Source organism: Streptomyces sp. NPDC006012 (assembly GCF_042871185.1).
Taxonomy (GTDB): domain Bacteria; phylum Actinomycetota; class Actinomycetes; order Streptomycetales; family Streptomycetaceae; genus Streptomyces.
Window position 1 is genome coordinate 1 of sequence record NZ_JBIAIE010000011.1, and the last position, 18,814, is coordinate 18,814.

17 protein-coding genes and 1 pseudogene are annotated in these 18,814 nt (G+C 69.5%); 10 read left to right on the forward strand and 8 right to left on the reverse strand.

What is annotated here, in order from left to right; translation table 11 throughout:
* Positions 1 to 201, forward strand: a 201-nt coding sequence (locus ACFYPJ_RS20225; protein WP_389018736.1) for an SDR family oxidoreductase, incomplete at its 5' end; no start/stop codon positions are given.
* A 105-nt stretch (positions 202 to 306) separates the two neighbouring features.
* Here ACFYPJ_RS20225 and ACFYPJ_RS20230 read toward each other — a convergent pair.
* Both ACFYPJ_RS20230 and icmF read right to left on the reverse strand, forming a co-directional pair.
* Positions 307 to 921, reverse strand: a complete 615-nt coding sequence (locus ACFYPJ_RS20230; RefSeq protein ID WP_389018738.1) for a TetR/AcrR family transcriptional regulator — start codon at positions 919 to 921, stop codon at positions 307 to 309.
* A 331-nt stretch (positions 922 to 1,252) separates the two neighbouring features.
* Positions 1,253 to 4,483: a fused isobutyryl-CoA mutase/GTPase IcmF gene (gene icmF / locus ACFYPJ_RS20235; protein WP_389018741.1), complete on the reverse strand. Its 3,231-nt coding sequence runs from the start codon at positions 4,481 to 4,483 to the stop codon at positions 1,253 to 1,255.
* A 484-nt stretch (positions 4,484 to 4,967) separates the two neighbouring features.
* Between icmF and ACFYPJ_RS20240 the strand changes: the two genes are divergently transcribed.
* The 4 genes from ACFYPJ_RS20240 (at position 4,968) to ACFYPJ_RS20255 (ending at position 10,795) form a co-directional block, all read left to right on the forward strand.
* Entirely contained in the window at positions 4,968 to 6,185 is a 1,218-nt protein-coding gene (locus ACFYPJ_RS20240; RefSeq protein ID WP_389018743.1) for a sensor histidine kinase, read from the forward strand.
* Entirely contained in the window at positions 6,178 to 6,843 is a 666-nt protein-coding gene (locus ACFYPJ_RS20245) for a response regulator (protein ID WP_389018746.1), read from the forward strand. The genes ACFYPJ_RS20240 and ACFYPJ_RS20245 overlap by 8 nt, the downstream gene beginning before the upstream one ends.
* A 392-nt stretch (positions 6,844 to 7,235) precedes the next feature.
* Positions 7,236 to 8,534, forward strand: a complete 1,299-nt coding sequence (locus ACFYPJ_RS20250) for a serine hydrolase domain-containing protein (RefSeq protein WP_389018749.1) — start codon at positions 7,236 to 7,238, stop codon at positions 8,532 to 8,534.
* A 41-nt stretch (positions 8,535 to 8,575) separates the two neighbouring features.
* Positions 8,576 to 10,795, forward strand: a complete 2,220-nt coding sequence (locus tag ACFYPJ_RS20255) for an MMPL family transporter (protein WP_389018752.1) — start codon at positions 8,576 to 8,578, stop codon at positions 10,793 to 10,795.
* A gap of 73 nt (positions 10,796 to 10,868) precedes the next feature.
* On the opposite strand, the gene ACFYPJ_RS20260 is transcribed toward ACFYPJ_RS20255, so the two are convergent.
* The gene (locus tag ACFYPJ_RS20260) at positions 10,869 to 11,330 is read right to left on the reverse strand and encodes a MarR family winged helix-turn-helix transcriptional regulator (RefSeq protein WP_389018755.1); all 462 of its coding nucleotides are present in this window, start codon (positions 11,328 to 11,330) and stop codon (positions 10,869 to 10,871) included.
* 64 nt (positions 11,331 to 11,394) lie between these two features.
* Between ACFYPJ_RS20260 and ACFYPJ_RS20265 the strand changes: the two genes are divergently transcribed.
* The gene (locus tag ACFYPJ_RS20265; RefSeq protein WP_389018757.1) at positions 11,395 to 11,763 is read left to right on the forward strand and encodes a VOC family protein; all 369 of its coding nucleotides are present in this window, start codon (positions 11,395 to 11,397) and stop codon (positions 11,761 to 11,763) included.
* Between the two features lie 89 nt (positions 11,764 to 11,852).
* Here the strand turns inward: ACFYPJ_RS20265 and ACFYPJ_RS20270 are convergent, their stop codons facing one another.
* Positions 11,853 to 11,993 carry a hypothetical protein gene (locus tag ACFYPJ_RS20270; RefSeq protein WP_389018760.1) on the reverse strand — a complete coding sequence of 47 codons (141 nt, stop codon included), beginning with the start codon at positions 11,991 to 11,993 and terminating at the stop codon, positions 11,853 to 11,855.
* Positions 11,994 to 12,034: 41 nt separating this feature from the next.
* On the opposite strand from ACFYPJ_RS20270, the gene ACFYPJ_RS20275 reads away from it, so the two are divergent.
* Positions 12,035 to 12,517: a monodechloroaminopyrrolnitrin synthase PrnB family protein gene (locus ACFYPJ_RS20275; RefSeq protein WP_389018763.1), complete on the forward strand. Its 483-nt coding sequence runs from the start codon at positions 12,035 to 12,037 to the stop codon at positions 12,515 to 12,517.
* Positions 12,414 to 12,857: pseudogene (locus ACFYPJ_RS20280) on the forward strand (XRE family transcriptional regulator); the annotation flags it as partial. The gene ACFYPJ_RS20275 and the pseudogene ACFYPJ_RS20280, both read left to right, overlap by 104 nt.
* A 66-nt stretch (positions 12,858 to 12,923) precedes the next feature.
* Here ACFYPJ_RS20280 and ACFYPJ_RS20285 read toward each other — a convergent pair.
* Complete coding sequence (locus ACFYPJ_RS20285; RefSeq protein ID WP_389018766.1) at positions 12,924 to 13,847, reverse strand: NmrA family NAD(P)-binding protein; 924 nt, start codon at positions 13,845 to 13,847, stop codon at positions 12,924 to 12,926.
* A 103-nt stretch (positions 13,848 to 13,950) separates the two neighbouring features.
* On the opposite strand from ACFYPJ_RS20285, the gene ACFYPJ_RS20290 reads away from it, so the two are divergent.
* Positions 13,951 to 14,505, forward strand: a complete 555-nt coding sequence (locus tag ACFYPJ_RS20290; protein WP_389018769.1) for a TetR/AcrR family transcriptional regulator — start codon at positions 13,951 to 13,953, stop codon at positions 14,503 to 14,505.
* A 393-nt stretch (positions 14,506 to 14,898) separates the two neighbouring features.
* Positions 14,899 to 15,357, forward strand: coding sequence for a MaoC family dehydratase (locus ACFYPJ_RS20295; protein ID WP_389018772.1), 459 nt, complete (start codon positions 14,899 to 14,901; stop codon positions 15,355 to 15,357).
* A 43-nt stretch (positions 15,358 to 15,400) separates the two neighbouring features.
* On the opposite strand, the gene ACFYPJ_RS20300 is transcribed toward ACFYPJ_RS20295, so the two are convergent.
* The 3 genes from ACFYPJ_RS20300 to ACFYPJ_RS20310 form a co-directional block, all read right to left on the reverse strand.
* Positions 15,401 to 16,339, reverse strand: a complete 939-nt coding sequence (locus tag ACFYPJ_RS20300; protein ID WP_389018775.1) for a sulfotransferase domain-containing protein — start codon at positions 16,337 to 16,339, stop codon at positions 15,401 to 15,403.
* 309 nt (positions 16,340 to 16,648) lie between these two features.
* Entirely contained in the window at positions 16,649 to 17,146 is a 498-nt protein-coding gene (locus ACFYPJ_RS20305) for a GNAT family N-acetyltransferase (RefSeq protein ID WP_389018778.1), read from the reverse strand.
* Between the two features lie 75 nt (positions 17,147 to 17,221).
* Positions 17,222 to 18,643 (reverse strand): serine hydrolase domain-containing protein, encoded by a 1,422-nt coding sequence (locus ACFYPJ_RS20310; RefSeq protein ID WP_389018781.1) that lies wholly within the window; start codon positions 18,641 to 18,643, stop codon positions 17,222 to 17,224.
* Positions 18,644 to 18,814: the final 171 nt, after the last annotated feature.

The following is an 18,814-nucleotide window of genomic DNA, read 5'->3' on the forward strand; positions in this document are numbered from 1 at the left end:
GGCCCCGCCCGCGGCTGGGGTGAGACCTGGGAGGAGATCGGGCCCAACGCCGTCAACGCCCTCATCCCGAACGACCAGGAGCGCTTCGGCGAGCCAGACGAGATCGCGGCGGCGGTGGCGTACCTGTGCAGCGAATACGCCCAGTACGTCAGCGGCGCCACCATCCGCGTCGACGGCGGACTCATCCGCTCGGCGTTCTGAACGCAACAGGCCGGACGGCCACGGCCGGTACGGGTGCCGAACGGCAACGGCACGATCCGTACCGGCACCGCCACCTCTTCGCGGCGGGCGGTTTCCTGCCGCCGGCTACCCGGGGATGTCCTCGGCGGCAGCGGCAGTTGCGGCATCCGCCTCCCCGGTGACCGGGCGGAGCATGCCCGTCAGAAGATCCGCGAGGCTGTCGTTGTCGGCCTCGGCGAGGGCGGACGTACCCACGACGGTACGCAGCAGCCACGTCCCCGCGACCAGAGCCAGCCCGAGTTGGGCCCTCACCTCCGCCTCGGGGCCGCCCAGCAGCCCCGCCAGGCGCGCACCCACGTGCGCCTCGATGCCCCGGCGAAGGACATCCGCCGCCTCGGGATCCTGCACCGAACGGAGCATCAGCAGGAACGGATCGAGACGCTCGGCACCGGGCGCGGTGCGCTCGGCGAGCGTGTGCGCGATCTCTCGCGACGGACTCTGGCTTTCGTCGCCGACCACCGTCGGCGGCCCGAAAGCCCGGTCCACCGCCTGGGCGAACAGTCCTTCCTTCGACCCGAAGTAACGGTTGATCATCATCGCCGTCACGCCCGCCCGCTCAGCGATCTGCCGGACGCCGGCCCTCGCGTAACCGTGCTCCGTGAACTCCACCACAGCCGCGGCGAGAATCGCCTCGCGTGTCGCGGCACTGTCACGCTTGCGGGCAGGTTGCACAGCATTCATGCACAGGAGCATACGTGGGGTCGGCACCCGCTCCGAGGCGTGTGGCCGCGGTGATCGACACCCACTGAACAGGCGTTCCCCCTGTTGTGGCCGATATCAGAAATAAAAATCGAGAGATGGTCATATCCTCCGCCCTTCGGACCGGCTCGGGGGGCTCCGCACCGCACCGAGCCGGTGCTTCCCGGCCACCTCGACGGCTTCGGGGTGGGTGCGGCGACGCGGACGCCGAGATCCTCGCGGGCGGCGGCCTCGGCCGGCCGGAGCCCATGAGGCCGCAGCCGGCCACACCGAGGCGGGTGACGGGTTCTCTCCGGGGTTCCCCTCCGTTGTTTCAGACGTTACGGCGGTACTGGCCGCCGACCTCGAAGAAGGCGTCGGTGATCTGCTGGAGCGAGCAGACCCGGGCGGCGTCCATGAGGACGGCGAAGACGTTGCGGCCGTCCGCGGCCGCGGTTCTCAGGGCGGCCAGGGCGGCGTGGGCCGGCTCCTGGTGGCCCGCCTGGAAGTCCCGCACCCGCTGGAGCTGCGAGAGCTTCTCCTGCTCGGTGGCGCGGGCGAGTTCGATGGTGGCGGGTTCGACGGTGTCGGCGTGTGGTTTGCGGAAGGTGTTGACGCCGATGATGGGCAGGCTGCCGTCATGCTTGCGCTGCTCGTAAAGCATCGACTCGTCCTGGATGCGGCCGCGCTGGTATCCGGTCTCCATCGCTCCGAGCACACCGCCGCGTTCGCTGATCCGCTCGAACTCCTGGAGAACGGCCTCCTCGACGAGGTCCGTGAGCTCGTCCATGATGAACGAGCCTTGGAGCGGGTTCTCGTTCATCGCCAGGCCCCATTCCCGGTTGATGATCAGCTGGATGGCCAGGGCCCGGCGGACGGACTCCTCGGTGGGGGTGGTGACGGCCTCGTCGTAGGCGTTGGTGTGCAGGCTGTTGCAGTTGTCGTAGATCGCGATGAGCGCCTGCAGAGTGGTGCGGATGTCGTTGAAGTCCATCTCCTGGGCGTGCAAGGAGCGCCCGGAGGTCTGGACGTGGTACTTCAGTTTCTGGGACCGCTCGCCCGCGCCGTATCTCTCCTTCATCGCGACGGCCCAGATACGGCGGGCGACTCGGCCGAGAACCGCGTATTCGGGGTCCATGCCGTTCGAGAAGAAGAATGACAGGTTGGGTGCGAAGTCGTCGATGTGCATGCCTCGGGCGAGGTATGCCTCGACGTAGGTGAAGCCGTTGGCCAGGGTGAAGGCGAGCTGGCTGATGGGGTTCGCGCCGGCCTCGGCGATGTGGTAGCCGGAGATGGACACCGAGTAGAAGTTGCGCACCTTGTGTGCGATGAACCACTCCTGGATGTCCGCCATCATCCGCAGGCTGAACTCGGTCGAGAACAGGCAGGTGTTCTGGCCCTGGTCCTCCTTGAGTATGTCCGCCTGGACCGTGCCACGCACGTTCGCCAGAGCGTGTGCGCGCAGCTCCGCCGCCTCCCCGGGCGAGGGTTCGCGGTTCTCTGTGGCCCGGAACCGGTCGATCTGCTGGTCGATCACGGTATTGAGGAAGAACGCGAGGATGGTCGGTGCGGGACCGTTGATCGTCATCGAGACGGACGTGGCCGGCGCGGCGAGGTCGAAGCCCTCGTACAGCGCCTTCATGTCGTCCAGCGTGGCCACCGAGACGCCGGATGTGCCGACCTTGCCGTAGATGTCGGGTCGGTTGTCGGGGTTACGGCCGTAGAGGGTGACCGAGTCGAAGGCGGTGGACAGACGGGTGGCGGGCTGGCCCTCGGACAGCAGCTTGAAGCGGCGGTTGGTGCGGAAAGGGTCGCCTTCGCCGGCGAACATGCGGGCCGGATCCTCGCCGTCCCGTTTGAAGGGGAAGACCCCGGCTGTGAACGGAAAGCGGCCGGGCAGGTTCTCCGCGCGCCAGAACCGCACCAGTTCGCCGTGGTCGGTGAAGCGGGGCAGGGCCACGCGGGGGATCCTGGTGCCGGACAGCGATGCGCGGGTGAGCTGGGTGCGGATCTCTTTGTCCCGGACCGTCACGACCTGCTCGTCGCCGGAGTAGGAGGCTACGACCGAGGGCCAGTGCGCGATCTGCTCCGTGATGTCATAGGGCAGTTGCCGTCGTGCCTCCGCGAGCAGCGGACTGATGTTGTCCGCGTCGCAACCCGCCTGCTTGAGTTCGGTGGTGACCGTCTCCAGCCGCTGCACCCGCCGGGCCGCTTCGGCCAGTTGACCGGTCTCGGCATGGTAGGCGCGGACGGTGTCGGTGATCTCCGCGAGGTAGCGGACCCGGTCCGCGGGGACCACCTGGCGGATGCCGGAGGAGTGGCGGACGTCGACCGGTGCCAGCCGGCCCTCGGACAGCGCCAGCCCCTTGTCCCCCAGGGTGGTCTTCAGGTGCTGGTAGAGCGCGGTGACTCCGTCGTCGTTGAAGGTGGCCGCCGAGGTGCCGAACACCGGCATGTCCTCGGGACGCCTGCCGAATTCCTCGCGGTTGCGCACCAGCTGGCGTCCCACGTCACGCAGTGCGTCTTTGGCGCCGCGCCGCTCGAACTTGTTGATCGCCACGACGTCGGCGAAGTCGAGCATGTCGATCTTCTCCAGCTGCGAGGCGGCTCCGAACTCCGGTGTCATCACATACATCGAGGTATCGACGAACGGCACGATCGCCGCATCCCCCTGGCCGATGCCGGGCGTTTCCACGATCACCAGGTCGAACCCGGCCGCCCTCACCACGTCGATCACCTCGGCCAGGTGCTCGGGCAGCTCGTGGCTGCCGCGGGTGGCCAGGCTCCGGAAGAACACCCGGTTCCCGTCGAGGGAGTTCATCCGAATCCGGTCGCCGAGCAGTGCACCGCCGCCGCGTCGCCTGGTCGGGTCGACCGCGATCACGGCGATCCGTAGTTTGTCCTGCTGGTCGACCCGGAAACGTCGCACCAGTTCGTCGGTGAGCGACGACTTCCCCGAACCGCCGGTGCCGGTGATGCCCAGTACAGGTGTGACCCGCGCTGCGGCGGTGGCGCGGAGCTGCTCCAGGACTTCCGGGGGCAGTTTGCCGAGTTCGGCGCCGGTGACGGCGCGGGCGAGCGCGAACCGGTCGCCCGCGAGGACGCCGGCCGGATCGGCCGGTTTGCCGTCCCACAGGTCGAAGTCGCAGTCGCGCAGCACGGAGTTGACCATTCCGGCCAGGCCCATGCGCTGCCCGTCCTCAGGCGAGAAGATGGTCACCCCGCTTTCGCGCAGCCGGGTGATCTCCTCGGGCACGATGACACCGCCCCCGCCGCCCACGACGCGGACGTGGCCCGCTCCTTGGGCGCGTAGCGACTCGACCAGGTACTCGAAGTACTCGACGTGCCCGCCCTGATAGGACGAGACCGCCACGCCGTGCGCATCCTCCTCGATCGCGGCGTCCACGACTTCCCGTACCGACCGGTTGTGGCCGAGGTGGATCACCTCGGCGCCCTGGGACTGGAAGATTCGGCGCATGATGTTGATGGATGCGTCGTGTCCATCGAACAGGGCTGAGGCCGTGACCAGGCGGACTGGGTGCACGGGCCGGTGCAACGTGCTCATTGGGCTGCCTTCTCGGACAGGATTGGGGGAACAGCGGTGCGTGATGCGACGGTCAAACATACTAGGACGTCCTAGTAAATCACCGTAGGTGACGGAGCGGATGTGAGGATGAGCACAGTGCGCCAGGAGGTCCGCCAGGAGGTTCGGTCCCCCACGGGCCGTCTCCCGGCGGCGTCACCCCGTGCGTGCTGATTGTCCCGTGGAGGCGTCCGTGCCCTTCGGGACCGCGTACGTGACCTGCACCGGACAGGCCGGAGTGACATCAAGCCTGCGGTCGACGCGAGCGGCACGCTCGGCGTCGGACCGGCCGGCTCGCCGGCCGGAGCCGGCAACAGCTACAGGATCTTGGGCGATCGGGGCGAGATCGTCCTGCAGCGGGACGCGCCCGCCCCGGCCGTCGGCTCGGCGCCACCACTGGAACAGACCAGACCTCCTAGTCCCTAGGAGTGACGATCACCGGAACCGATACCTCTAATGTCGGTCCATGACGGAAGATCTCGGCCGCGGCCGTGTGCGTTGGCGCCTGTTGGGCGCCGACCTGGGGCTTGTCGCACTGACCCTGTGCCCACCGGTGTTGATGCAACCGAACATCGATACGTCTCCGCGAGCCCTCTGGCTGGTGGCGGCGTACGAGGCCGTGGGCATCGTCGCCTTGATGGCGCGACGCAGGTTTCCCGTGACCGTCTTCCTGGTGGTGGTCAGCAGCCTGGTGGCGGTGTTCGTCACGGGTGCGGCCGAGGGCGCCCGGCTGTCCCCCTTGCTGAGCCTGCCGCTCGCGGTCGCCCTGTACGGCCTGGGCAACTCCTGCACGAACTGGGTGCGTACGGGGCTGGCCGTGCTCGCCGCTGGTGTGCTCGTGGGTGCCGGGGCGTGGATCAACCGGGTGACCGCGGCCACCGCGGACCTCACCGGCGGCTCCGACGTGATAGCCGTCCTGGCACCGATGCCGCTGGCGTGGGCCATCGGATCCGCCGCCCGCACGCACCGGATCAGACTGGTCGGCGCGGCCCGGCGGGTGGCGGACATGCGGCGTGAACAGCAGCGGCGGGAAGATCAGGCGGCGCAGCAGGAACGAGTGCGGCTCGCCCGTGAGATGCACGACGTGGTCGCCCACTCCCTGACCCTGCTCGTGGTACGCGCGGAGACCTTGCGGGCCCGCGGTGGCGACCTGCCGGTGTGGGCCCGCACCGAGATCGACGGCCTCGCCATGGCCGGCCGACAGGCAGGCGGTGAACTGCGGGATCTGCTGAAGGTATTGCGCGGATCCGAGGAAACGGCTCCGTTGCAGCCCACACCGGGCTTGCGTGACCTGGCGGAACTGCTGAGTCGCAGCCGGGCCGCGGGCGCCCGGGTGGACGCACGGATCGATGCGGACCCGGATGTGTTGTCGCAGCCGCTTCAACTCGCCGCCTACCGTATCGTTCAGGAAGGGTTGACCAATGTCGGCCGCCACGCTCCCGGAGCGCGGGTGCGCGTCACGGTCACCGAGGACTCGGGTCTGCTGCGGTGCGAGGTGGTGAACACCCGACCGCAGGAGACGGCGGACGGTACGTGGGGCGCCGGTCTCGGACTGGTCAGCATGAAGGAACGGGCGGAGGCGTTGGGCGGACAGGTGAGCACCGGTCCGACCGCTGAGGGCGGATTCCAGGTGGTGGCGGTGCTGCCGACGGCGTCGGCCCGGCTGGATGCCGCCGATGTCTGACGCGATCACTGTGCTCGTCGCGGACGACGAACGGATCATCCGGGACGGTCTGGCCGCGATCCTGGACAGCCAGGACGACATCACCGTCGTCGGCACGGCCGGCAACGGTGAGGAAGCGGTCGAGTCGTGCGCGCGGCTGGGCCCCGACGTCCTGATGCTCGACATCCGCATGCCGCGCCGCGACGGACTGTGGGCACTGGCGGAGCTGGGCCGGCGCGGACTACTGGGATCCAGCCGCTCGCAGGTACTCATGCTCACCACGTTCGACGTCGACGAATACGTCGACCGGGCGCTGGCCGCGGGGGCCTCGGGGTTCCTGCTGAAGAACAGCTCCTACGAGGAACTGGCGGCCGCAGTCCGGGCCACGGTGGCCGGGCACAGGACCCTCAGTCCCCCCGTCACCGAGCGCATCATCGCGAGCCACCTCGCCACCCGTCGGCCTCCTGACGGAGGCGACCTCGCCCGGCTCACCGACCTGACGCCGCGAGAGCGCGAGGTGCTGCGCCTGGTCGGCGAGGGGCTGAGCAACGCGGAGATCGCCGAACGGCTGATGGTCAGCCTGCACACGGTGAAGACGCACGTCAGCCGCATGCTCACCAAGACCGGTTGCCAGAGCCGCGCTCAGGCGGCGGTGCTGGCCCGGCGCACCCTGAACTGACGCTCCTGGCCTGCCCCCCCCGCCTGTTCCTGGCCTGGACGTGCCTGCCTTCGCTCGCTGAAGGCCGCGCCTGCCTATGGCCGGGCTTGCCCACGGCCCGGGCATGCCTGCGGACGGACCGGCCCTTCGTGGGACCGGCACTTCTCGCACCGGCCCTTGGCCGCACCGGCTTTTGCCGGGCCCGCCCTTGGCCGGACCGCCTCTGCACGGACCGGCCCTGGCACGCCCCGGCGCTCCTCGTCACTCCTTGGCATGACGGCCGGCGTACCCGCTGTCAGCCACAAGAGCGGCAGCGGGGTGCCGAAACTGCACGACAACGAGTGACGACCTCCGTCGCCTTTCCCGACTGAATGGGTGCAGCAACCGCGTCACCACAGTCCCAGGAGGAGCCCGTGCAGTCCCGACCCGCTGACCAGCATCTTTCCACTCGACGCAGCTTCCGGGCCGCTGCCGTCGCAGTGGCTGCCGCAGCCGCCCTGAGCACCTCCGCGGTGCCGGGCAACGCGGTGTCCGACACGCAGTCGACTGCTTCTGCGAGCAGGCCCGGCCACCACACCTCGGCGGTCGCGCGACTGTCCGAGCTGATGCGGCAGGAGGTGGCCGCGGGCGCGCCCGGAGTGGTGGTGCGGGTCAACGACGGCAGCGGCAGGACGATCTCGCTCGCACGACAGGCCCGGTGGACCCGGAAGGACCACAGGCTCTCCGCCGACGACCGGTTCCGCATGGGCTCCAACACCAAGACCATGATCGCCGTACTGACCCTCCAACTCGCCGCCGAGCGACGGCTCTCGCTCCAGGACCCGGTGGAGAAGTGGCTGCCGGGACAGATACCCGACGGACGGCACATCACGCTGAGGATGCTGCTGAACCACACCAGCGGACTCTTCGACTACATCAACGACCCCGGTGTCCTCGCCCGCGAGACGGGCGCGGACCCGTCCGACGTCGCCCCCGGAGAACTGCTCGCCGTCGCGGCGCAGTACCCGCCCGTGGCCCGTCCCGGCTCGGAGTTCTCCTACAGCAACACCAACTACGTGGCCCTGGGTCTGGTCCTGGAGAAGGCGTCAGGGCAGAGTGTGCCGACGCTGCTGCGGCAGCGCATCATCCGCCCGCTCGGCCTGCGCGACACGTATCTGGCCACCGGCAACACCTCCCGGGACGGCGACGAACTGGCAGCAGGCTACGAGCCGGACGCCGCGCATCTCGCGCCGCTGCTGCCGCCCGGCGCACCCGAGGGCACGGCGTTCGTCGGTCCCGCCCGCGGCGACCACGTGCTGGTCACCGCGCTCAACCCCGCCTGGGCCTGGGCCGCGGCCGCCGTCGTCTCCACACCGTCCGACGAACAGCGGTTCCTGCGCGCCCTGGCGTCCGGGAAGCTCCTCGCCCCGGGGCAACTCGCCGCGATGAAGACCACCGTGGCGGAGACACCCGACGAGCCGGACGGAACGCGCTACGGGCTCGGCCTGGAGAAGTACGCCGGCCCGTGCGGACCCGTGTGGGGGCACACCGGCGCGGTGGGCGGGTACGCCAGCCAGAACTACACGGACGAGACCGGAACCCGCTCGGTCACCGTGGTCACCACGACCCTGTTCGGGCTGCGGGTGCCGGCCGTGGGCGCCGCCGACCGCAAGGTGGTCGAGGCCGCCGTCTGCACCATGCTGGGCAAGCCCCTCCCGGCCACCGCCAACTGACACCGTACGAAGAGAGAGACACGACCACAGTGGCACGCCGGATGACAACGGTAGGGATCGCGCGGTGGAGCGCGACACACCCCTGGAAGGCCATCTGCGCCTGGATCATCTTCGTCGTGGTCTGCGTCGGCGCGGGGAGCGCGACCGGCACGCGGACGAACGACTCGGACCTGACAGCGGGGGAGGCCCGCCGCGCCCTGGAGATCGTCGACAGCGGCCGGTTCGCGGACCCCGCCGTGGAGAACGTACTCATCACCGCGCACGCCGGCACCCTGGAGGAGGCCACCGCCCGCCGCGCGGCCGCCGACGTCACGGCCCGCCTGACCAGGCTGGCCGAAGTGGAGCGGGTGGAGCGGGCGGTCACCGCACCCGACGGGTCAGCCCTCGTCGTCCGGGCGCAGATGACGAAGCCTGCGGACGAGGCGGGCGCGCACGTCCAGCCGCTGCTCGACGCGACGGCGGCCGTCGCCCGGACGTACCCGCACCTGCGTGTGGAGGAAGTCGGTGACGCCTCCCTGACCGCTGCCCTGGACGACCGCGTCAGCGGCGACTTCCGGCGGGCGGAACTCGTCAGCATCCCCGTCACCCTGGCCATCCTGCTGGTGGCCTTCGGCGCGCTGATCGCCGCCGGTGTCCCGGTGCTGCTGGCCCTCTCGTCCGTGGCCGCCGCCATCGGACTGTCCGCGCTGACCTCCCATCTGGTACCGGCGACCGAAGTCCTCGACAGCGTCATCCTGCTGATCGGGATGGCGGTCGGCGTGGACTACTCCCTCTTCTACCTGCGGCGGGAGCGAGAGGAGCGGGCCAAGGGCCGGACGCCGGCGGACGCCGTCGAGATCGCGGCGGCGACCTCCGGGCACGCCGTGGTGGTCTCCGGAGTCGCCGTGACCGTCGCCATGTGCGGCATGTTCATCGCGGACAGTGCCACGTTCCACTCGCTGGCGATCGGCGCCATCCTCGTGGTGGCCGTGGCCGTCATCGGGTCGGTCACCGTACTTCCCGCGCTGCTCGCCGGGCTCGGCCGCAGACTGGACCGGCCGCGCGTCCCGCTGGTGTGGCGGCTGACCGCCCGGCAGGAGGGCGGCGGCCGCTTCTGGCCGACGGTTCTGCGGCCCGCGCTGAGGCACCCGATACCGACCTTCGTCATCGCCGTCGCCGGGCTGCTGGCGCTGGCCGCACCCGCCCTGGGCATGACCCTGAAGCTGCCCGGCACCGCCGACCTGCCCCGCTCGATCCCCATCACGCACAGCCAGGAACGGCTGGTGGCCGCCTTCCCCAGCACCGGCACCTCGCTCCAGATCGCAGTGCGGGCCCCGGCAGCGGAAGCGCCCTCGGTGCGGCAGGCGCTGAACCGGCTGGGCGAGCGCGCGGGGCAGGACCGGCTGTTCGCCCAGGACCGGACGCCGCGGTTGCAGACCTCGGCCGACCGGACGGTGTCCGTCCTGGACATAGGTGTGCCCCATCCCGCAGACAGCGGCGAAGCCGGACAGGCCCTGGACGCACTGCGCGGGCAACTGGTTCCCGCCGCCCTGTCCGAGGTACCGCACGCCGAGTACGCGGTCGGCGGCTGGACGGCGCTGAACGCGGACTTCGCCTCCGACGTGGCCGGTGCGATGCCATGGGCGATCGGCCTCGTGCTCGTGCTCACCTTCGTGGTGCTGCTGGCGACCTTCCGGGCACCCGTCATCGCCGTCACCGCGCTCGTACTCAACTCCCTGTCCGCCGGCGCCTCCTACGGACTGCTGACCTGGGTCTTCCAGAACCACTGGGCCGAGGGACTCCTGGGCTTCCGGTCCAACGGCGGGATCGTCACCTGGCTGCCGCTGTTCCTCTTCGTCGTGCTGTTCGGGCTGTCGATGGACTACCACATCTTCGTCGTCAGCCGGATCCGGGAAGGAGCCCGTGCCGGCCTGACGACCGAGCAGGCGGTGGAACGCGGCATCATCGGCTCGGCCGGCACCGTGACCAGTGCCGCTGTCGTGATGGTCGCCGTCTTCTCCGTCTTCGGCACACTCTCGACCCTGGACATGAAACAACTCGGCGTCGGACTCGCCGCGGCGATCCTCATCGACGCCACCGTCATCCGCGCCGTCGTCCTTCCCGCGGCGATGATCCTTCTCGGCCGGGGGAACTGGTGGACACCTCGGTTCCTGCTCCGCGGTGCGCTCCGAGGACAGACCGAGGACGACGGAGAGCATGACGAGCCGACCGCGGTCCGGCCGGGAGTGCCCGGCACACGTGCCGCGGAGCACGCCCGCTGAGTGCTCGGTCGGGCAGCGGGGCGACGGCCGGTCTGCGCCCGGGGACACGGCAAAGGCGTGAATTCCGGAGCAGTCAGGTCGCCGATGCGGGCGGTTCGGTCAGTGAGGCGATGCACGTGGTGAGCAGGCGCCGCATCTGATCCTGTTCGCCGGCATCCAGATTGGCCAGCATGTCCTGCTCGACGCGGCGAACCGCGGCGCTGGCCACTTCGAGCTGGCGGCGGCCGCGGGCGGTCAGCTCGGTGGGCAGGGCCCTGCCCACGGGTGCCCGTGCCGGGCGGACGACGAGCCCCTGGCGTTCGAGGGCCTGCAGGAGCACGTTCATCGACTGCCGGGTGACGAAGGCGCCGCGGGCAAGCTCGGAGTTGGACAGACCCGGTCGCTGGGCAAGCAGCTCCAGGCAGGAGTAGTGAGTGATCGTCATGCCCAGGGGACTCAGCACGGCCTCCAGAGCGGAGTGCAGAGCGCTCGCGGCCGCCTTCAGCATGTACCCCAGCGACGTGTCCAGCTCGATTCCGGGCTCACCTTGACTCATGTCAGTAGTCTGACATACAGTGCGGTATGTCAGGAGACTGACATGCGATGAGGAGGTAAGAATCGTGGCCGTCACCGGACCCGACTTCATTTCACTGCAGGTGCGCGACCTGGAGCGCTCTGCCGTTTTCTACGAGCAGTACCTGGGGCTGAAGCGCTCTGACGCGGGACCGCCGCACGCTGTCGTGTTCGACACCAAGCCGATCGCGTTCGCCGTCCGCGACGTCGTCGCGGGCGTCGACCTGGACGCGATCGCGCAGCCGGGCCAGGGGATGGCGCTGTGGCTGCACGCCCCCGACGCGCAGGACATCCACGACGCCCTCGCCGCCGCCGGCACGACGATCGTGTCAGCGCCCGTCGACGGGCCGTTCGGCCGCACTTTCACATTCGCGGACCCCGACGGCTACCAGGTGACCCTCCACGACCGCGGCTGAGCCGGGCGGCCTGGTCCCCGGCGCGCCAGGCGCCCCTGAGTCGGCTTCTCGCAACGCCAGGCCGGCCGCCAGGGACACGGCAAAGCCGCTCATGCAGCCTGAAGCAGCTTCAGTGTTCGCTGCGGGTCGCGGGCCTGCGCGACCCGGGCGGCGCCGGCGAACTCGATCCAGGCCGGAGTCGGCACGGCCTGGATCGTGCGGCGGGCCTGGCCGCCGTGGCCCGTGTTCACGGTTGCCGGCCGATGACGGCCGGCGCAGTGTCGCTCGCCGTGTGCAGGGCGTCGACCGTGATGACCGCCCTGGCCAGGTCAGTAACGTTTTCAGCAGTTCCCGTTGGAACCCGGACGGCCCCCGTCGACGGACCTTCACCGGCCAACTGCCCGAGAAACTTCTCATCCAGTCGGTGAAACAGAGTCTCTATTCGACGATGTCTCCCATCGACATCTGCGCCCAACTCGTCGAATCAGACCCGGGTTCAGTCGACTTCGCCAGGGCAGCCACGAGGCTGACGAACCCCCTTCGCTCGCTTGAGGAGTCCGTCGACGTGGCTGTGTCCGGCGTCTCGCCACAGTTCTTCGGCATCGAACTGCGGCCCTACCTGGAAAGTATCCGGGTTGCCGGTGCGGAATATCACGGCCCGGCTGCGGCACATGTGCCCGTGCCGCTGGGCGGACCGCCCTGCGTACGTGCGCGACCGGTGCTTCGACGTGCTGGCGGCGAACAAGCAGGCCCGTGCTCTCGCCCCGATGTATGAGCCCGGGAGCAACCTGGTCCGAGCGGTGTTCCTCGACCCGGCGTCCCGCCGGCTCTTTCCCGACTGGGCGGAGGTAGCCGCGCAGACCGCAGCAGCCCTGCGCGCCGAAGCCGACCCACGCGACCCCAAAACCGTCCGCCTGGTCGCCGAGCTGGAGACGGACGAAGAGTTCCGTCGTCTGTGGACGCGGCACGAGACGCGGCCCGCCCCGGACGAACTCAAGCGCTTCGCGCACCCGGTAGCCGGCAGCCTCGCCCTGCGAAGGCTGGCGCTCACCGTCGGCAGCGCCGAGCAACAGGTGATCATCGTGTACCAGGCGACGGCCGGGAGCCCCTCCGAAGCGGCCGTGACGCGCCAGCCGTCTTCCGTTGGCCAGGTGACGGACCAGGTGAGACTCGGGGCCGGGTCAGGCGGTGGGCCGCATGTGCTGCTGCGTCCATTCCTCGAAGCTGGTGAGTGGGATGCCGAGGTCCCTCGCGTACTGCGGGCGGCCAGGCTGGCCGGCCACGTTCAGCCACTCGTGGGTGGCGCCCATCGCTGGCATTCCGGCGGCGAGGGCCTCCTCCTCGGTCATGTCCGGCGCAGACAGTTGTGTGCCCAGAGCACGTGAGAGAACCTCTGCGACCTCCGTCATCGACAGGTAGTCGCTCGCCAACTCCAGTTCGACTCCGCCGAATCGCTCCGGCGCAGTGATGGCCGCGGCGGCTGCCCTGCCGATGTCGTCCACCGCGACCAGGGACAGCCGCGTCTCGGGGTTCAGAACGCTCACTAGGCCGCCCTCTATGCCGCGCGGGAACAGGAATGCCATGGACGGGAGGAAGTTCTCCATGAAGAAGCCCGGCTTGAGAAGGGTCCAGTGGGGGAAACCGGCCGCGCGAACCCGGTCCTGGATCGCGCTCTTGGCGCCCAGGGTGGGTTCCATCGAAGCCCAGCGGCCTTCGGCCCAACCGGGAGTTTCGGTGTGCTGGCCGGCGCCGGTGACGGATGTGTGCACGAACTGCGGCACTCCGGCGGCCTTCGCGCCCTCGATGAGGTTGACGCCCTGGGCCACCTCCCCTTCGAAATCGAAGCCTTCCGCGGTGATGCCGGGCATCTGCACGGAGAAGACGGCGCAGACGCCCTCGGCGGCCCGGATCACGGAATCGCGGTCGTGAAGGTCGCCGGTGACCAGCTCGGCACCGAATGCCTCGACGGCCTTGGCCCGGTCGGTGGCTGCGTCGCGCACCAGGGCGCGGACGGGAACGCCCGCCGCGAGCAGTGCGCGGGCGGTGGCCCCGCCCTGCCTGCCGGTAGCGCCGGTGACCAGGACGGGTGCGGGATCTGTGGACATGGCGCTTCCTCGGGTTACTCGCCGATTAAACGGCGGGTCCCGCCGTTTCTGCTTCGGTACGATACGGCGAGGCCCGCCAATTATCAATCCTGGAGGTGATGCCATGCCCGAGCGCCAGCGTGCGGACGCCCGACGCAACTACACGCGCATCCTCGCCGTGGCCGAGGAGGAGGTCGCTGCCCATGGTGCCGACGCCTCCCTGGAACAGATCGCCCGCACCGCGGGGGTCGGCTCAGCAACCGTGCGCCGACACTTCCCCACGCGCCGCGCACTGTTGGAAGCAGTCTCCCGGAAACGGATCGAGGCCCTGTGCGTCCGTGCCCATGAGCTGACCGGCAAGGGCGACAGCCGGAACGCGCTCCTGGAATGGCTTGATGACGTCGTCGCCTACTCCGTCTCCGCCCGGGGGCTGGCGGCCGCACTGGCCTACGACGGCCCGGTGCACGAGAACAGCTGCTCGGCGGCACTGGAAGAGGCGGCAGGCCCTCTGCTGCGCCGCGCCGTGCAGGACGGCGCGCTGGCGACAGGCGTCACTGTCGCCGACCTGATCACGCTGGTCGTCGGCATCGTCCTGGCCACGGAACACTACCCCGACCCCGCCGCCCAGGCGGACCGGCTGTTCCGCCTGGCCGTGGCGGGACTGAGTCCGCAGGGCTGAACAAGGCACACAACCGGCAGAACCGAGAACGGGCCTACCCCATTCACGGCGCACTCACCATTGAAGCAAAGCGCTCGCAGTGTCCGTCGGCCATGAGCCGTTCAGACAGGACCCTGACCGGCTCCGTCGGCGGCAGGCTGGATTAGGTGAGCACGTCAACGCACCAGTGTCCTCCTGCGGGCGCTGCGGGCCCTTCCCGTCCGCCCGCACGGCGATCGCGGCCCGGGGCGGCGGTGAGAAGGCGCTCCGCTGTTCTGCTCCGAGCCGGAGCACGATCGGGGGCTCTGGGCTGATCGTGGGATTCGGCCGGGGGACCTGCATGGAAGTGATCCCCGGGACAGGGCATTCCCGACCGGACGACCACTGCCGTCCACTCCCCTGAAGAGGTGTTCATTGAGCTTCGGCAGGTATTTCGAGGAATTCGAGGCCGGACAGGTCTTCAGCCACTGGCCGGGCAAGACGGTCACGGAGTACGACCACCACCTGTTCTCCCTTCTGACCATGGTGCGACACCCCCTGCACCTGGACGCCCACTACGCCGAGACCGCGACCCGGTACAAACAACCACTGGTCATCGGAAGCTATGTCTTCTCGTTGCTACTGGGCCTGTCCGAGGCGGATGTGGCGGGGCGTGCCATCACCCACTGCGGCTTCGAGAAGATCGAGCACCATGCGCCGGTTCTGCACGGAGACACCCTCTACGCGGAGAGCGAGGTGTACGCCAAGCGCGACATCCCCGAACGTGACGGCCGCGGTCAGGTGGGCGTGGAGACCCGCGGCTACAACCAGCACCGCACGTTGGTGATGAAGCTGCGCCGGGAACTCGTCGTACCCAAGCGTCCGCCGGGCTGACGCGGCCACCGGAACGGAACCGAGACCCGGGCGGTGGCATCGCTCACGTCGAAAACGGCGATGCGCCGCGGGCAAGCCAGGAGCGAAGGTCCTCGGGGAGCCGCAGCAGTACTTCGTCGTGCAGCGCGAGTTCGTCCTCGGAACACAGGGTGTGCCACTGGCCGCTCGTGCCCTTGTGGAAGAAGTTCCACGTCCCGAGTGCGGAGCCGGAGAGGCCCGAGTCCCAGATCTCGTGCCCTTTCGCCTTCATCTCGGCGAAGGTGCAGGCCCGCACCAGGTCCGGCCAGAGGCGGGCGTCGACGGAGATGCCGAGGAAATCGGCCAGCCGGCGCATCTGGCCCTCCAGGTCGTCCAGCATGTCCTGGTAGTGCAGGAAGCAGATGTTGGGCTCGGACCGGTGTTCCCACCAGGAACGGAGATGATGGGTGGGCGAATTGTAGGGCCAGCCGTCCTCTTCCCACGGATATGCGCTACGGGTGAAGAACTCCCGCCAGAACGCGTGCACGTCCTCGGGTACTTCCGGAGGAATGAACGACGAAGCGTCCTTCTCGCCATGGCTCTCCATGGCCGCCGCGACGGCGGCACGCGGCCCGGCCGAACTCATACTGCGGGCGTGGTGGTGGGTGGACAGGGCGAGGTCCCGCAGGTCCCGGCCCACCACCAGATAGGAAACCTCCGCATAGAACGGCAGCGCGTCCAGGGGCAGATGCGTTTTGATGAAACGCCGATGGCGCTGGCCGGAAAGCGACGCCATGACATCGGGGAGCGGGGCGATACCCATGTCGAGCCATGGGCTCAGCTCCATGAGCGGAAGAGGCAGACGGATACTCTGAAAGATCAGCGATGCCACGATCTTCTGCGTCCACGTGGTGCCGGCCTTGGTGGCGGTGGAAATGATGATGTCACCGCTTCGGGGCGTATAGGAGTTCCACCGCGTACTGTCGAGCAGCGGACTCTGATACACGCGGGAAGGCGGATGCAAGGGCCTCAACATCACGGGGATTGCTCCATTCTTCCTGTCACACACACTCCCCGATCCGGTCCCCGTTTCTCTTCCCCAGGCAGATGAACCAATACGTCATCCCCCCAGGCCACTCCGAGATTGCCGTCACCGACCGGCTCATTCTGATCGGCGTTCTTCGTCATGGAAAACCCGGCGTGATCCGCCAAGCAAGACGATGCCATCCGACCACTGCCAGAGATACGAATATGGACGGAAATCACTCGATGAGGTGCCGGTCCGGGAGGATTCCAAGAGATTTGGCTTATCCCGCCCGGACACCGAGTCCGATCAGGGGAGCACCAGGTCGCGCCGGTACCAGGTGCCTGGCTTACCGCCGAGGTGGACCGGGTCGGCCGGGCCGACGGGGACGAACCCGGCCTTGACCAGCACCTTCTGGGACGCGGCATTCTGGTGGGCCGTGGCCGCGCGCAGCGTGTGCAGCCCATGTCGGGCCACCGCCAGCCGGCACAGCTCCCGGACGGCCATGGTCGCCACGCCACGGCCGGCGACGTGCTGCGCGACCCGGTAGCCGAGTTCCGCCGTGTGGTCCTCGATGTCGACCAGGTTGAACCGGCCGAGCACCGAACCGTCCTCGGCGACCAGCACGTGGAAGGCGCAGATGCCGGCCTCCTGCTCAGCCAGCAAGGCGTCGTACCGGTCGGCGAACCGGTGGAAGAAGTCGTCGCCGCGATCGGGGACCGAAGCGGCGAAGTAGGCGCGGTTCGCCAGCTCGAAGGCCAGGACCGCCGGGGCATGGCCGGCACACAGCTGCTTCAGCTCGGACATTGCCCGACCTTACCCAGGCAGTACGCCGAGTCCACCTGGTTTTCCGCCGCCCCGGCGGGACTGTGGGCAGACGTCCTAGCGGCGGGGCGCCCCCATCGCCCGCAGGGGCAGCGGCTGCAGCGGCTCGGTGTGCCAGCGTGCGGTGAATGTGCGGTCGGGCAGGGAGCAGGTCAGTGTGAGCCGGTGCGGGGTCTCCAGGAAGATCACGTCCACGGTCAGCGTGCCGGTGTCCGTCCAGCCGCCGCTGACCGCGGTCGGGACCGGTTCCTCGGCGATGCTCCACTCGTTCTCCGCCAGCCGCAGTTCGATGCGGTGACCGTCGTCCTCGACAAGGGTGAGGCGCGTGCCGTCGGCGCCGGCCGCGACCTCCACGGATGTCGTCCTGGCCAGCGGCTCGGCCGGGGTGAACTCGACGGCCGCCCACTCCTCGGCGCGCTCGGCGGGCGCGGGCTTGCCCCCGGCGGGCGGCAGCGCAAGCCCCGAGAGGCGTTCCGTCAGCGCTGCGTCCGTCCGCTCCCTGTCAGACAGTGGACCGGGCCGGAAGGCGGGCAGCAGATGCTCCCAGACCAGGTCCAGCACCTGCTGCATCTGCACGGTCGCCGCGGTCGTCGCGATCACGGCGTCGTACTCGGGCAGCACCACGCAGAACTGCCCGTAGGCGCCGTCACCTCGGTAGCCGTGCCGGCACATCCAGAACTGGAAGCCGTAGCCCTGCTGCCAGTCGGTCCCGCTCAGGGAATCCCCGTTGGAGACCTGCACCCGCGTGGCCTCGGCCACCCACGACTCGGGCAGCAGACGCTCGCCCTCCCACATCCCGCCCTGGAGGTACAGCCGGCCGAGCCGGAGGACGGCGTCCGTGGTGGCGTGCAGACCGGAGAAACCCACGTCGCGTCCGGCCCGGTCGCGCTGCCAGGCCGCCTCGCCGATACCGAGCGGTTCGAACAGGCGCGGACGCAGGTAGTCGATGAGCGACTGGCCCGTGACCCGCTGGACGATCGCGGCGAGCGTGTAGGTGGCGGGCTGGTTGTAGGCGAAGACGGTGCCCGGGTCGCGGTCCGGCGGCACCAGCAGGAAGCCGCGCACCAGTTCCTCCCGGTCCATGGCACGCGCGCGGTCCAGGGTCTCCGCCACATGGCCGCTGGCCATCGACGCCACGTGCCGTACCAGCATCGCGCGGCTGCGCGGATCGGTGATCTCCGCCTCGAACTCCGGAAAGTACGAGATCACCGGGTCGTCCAGCCGGATCAGGCCCTCCGCGGCGGCGAGGCCGGCGGCCGTCGCCGTGAAGCTCTTGCTCAGCGAGTAGAGGAGGTGAAGACGGTCCTCGGCGTACGGCGCCCACCAGCCGGAGGCGACCACGTGGCCGTGGCGCAGGATCATCAGGCTGTGGGGTTCTATGCCGGGGGCCGCTTCGAGGGCGTCGAGGAAGGCGTGGACTCCGTCGGCGTCGACGCCTTGGGCGGCGGGGGTGCTCTGGGGCAGCGGGCGCACACTCATACCAGGCATCCTCTCCCGCCGCCGCCGTGAGCGCGAGGGCCGTCACGAGCCTGCTTCGGGGGACCCGGTCCCGCGGGGACGCCGCTCCCGCGGCGCCCCGGTCCGGCTGGGCCCGGCTCGGGCAAGTGCCTGGGAGAGCACGGGGCGGGCAGTGGTTGACCGTCGATCGAT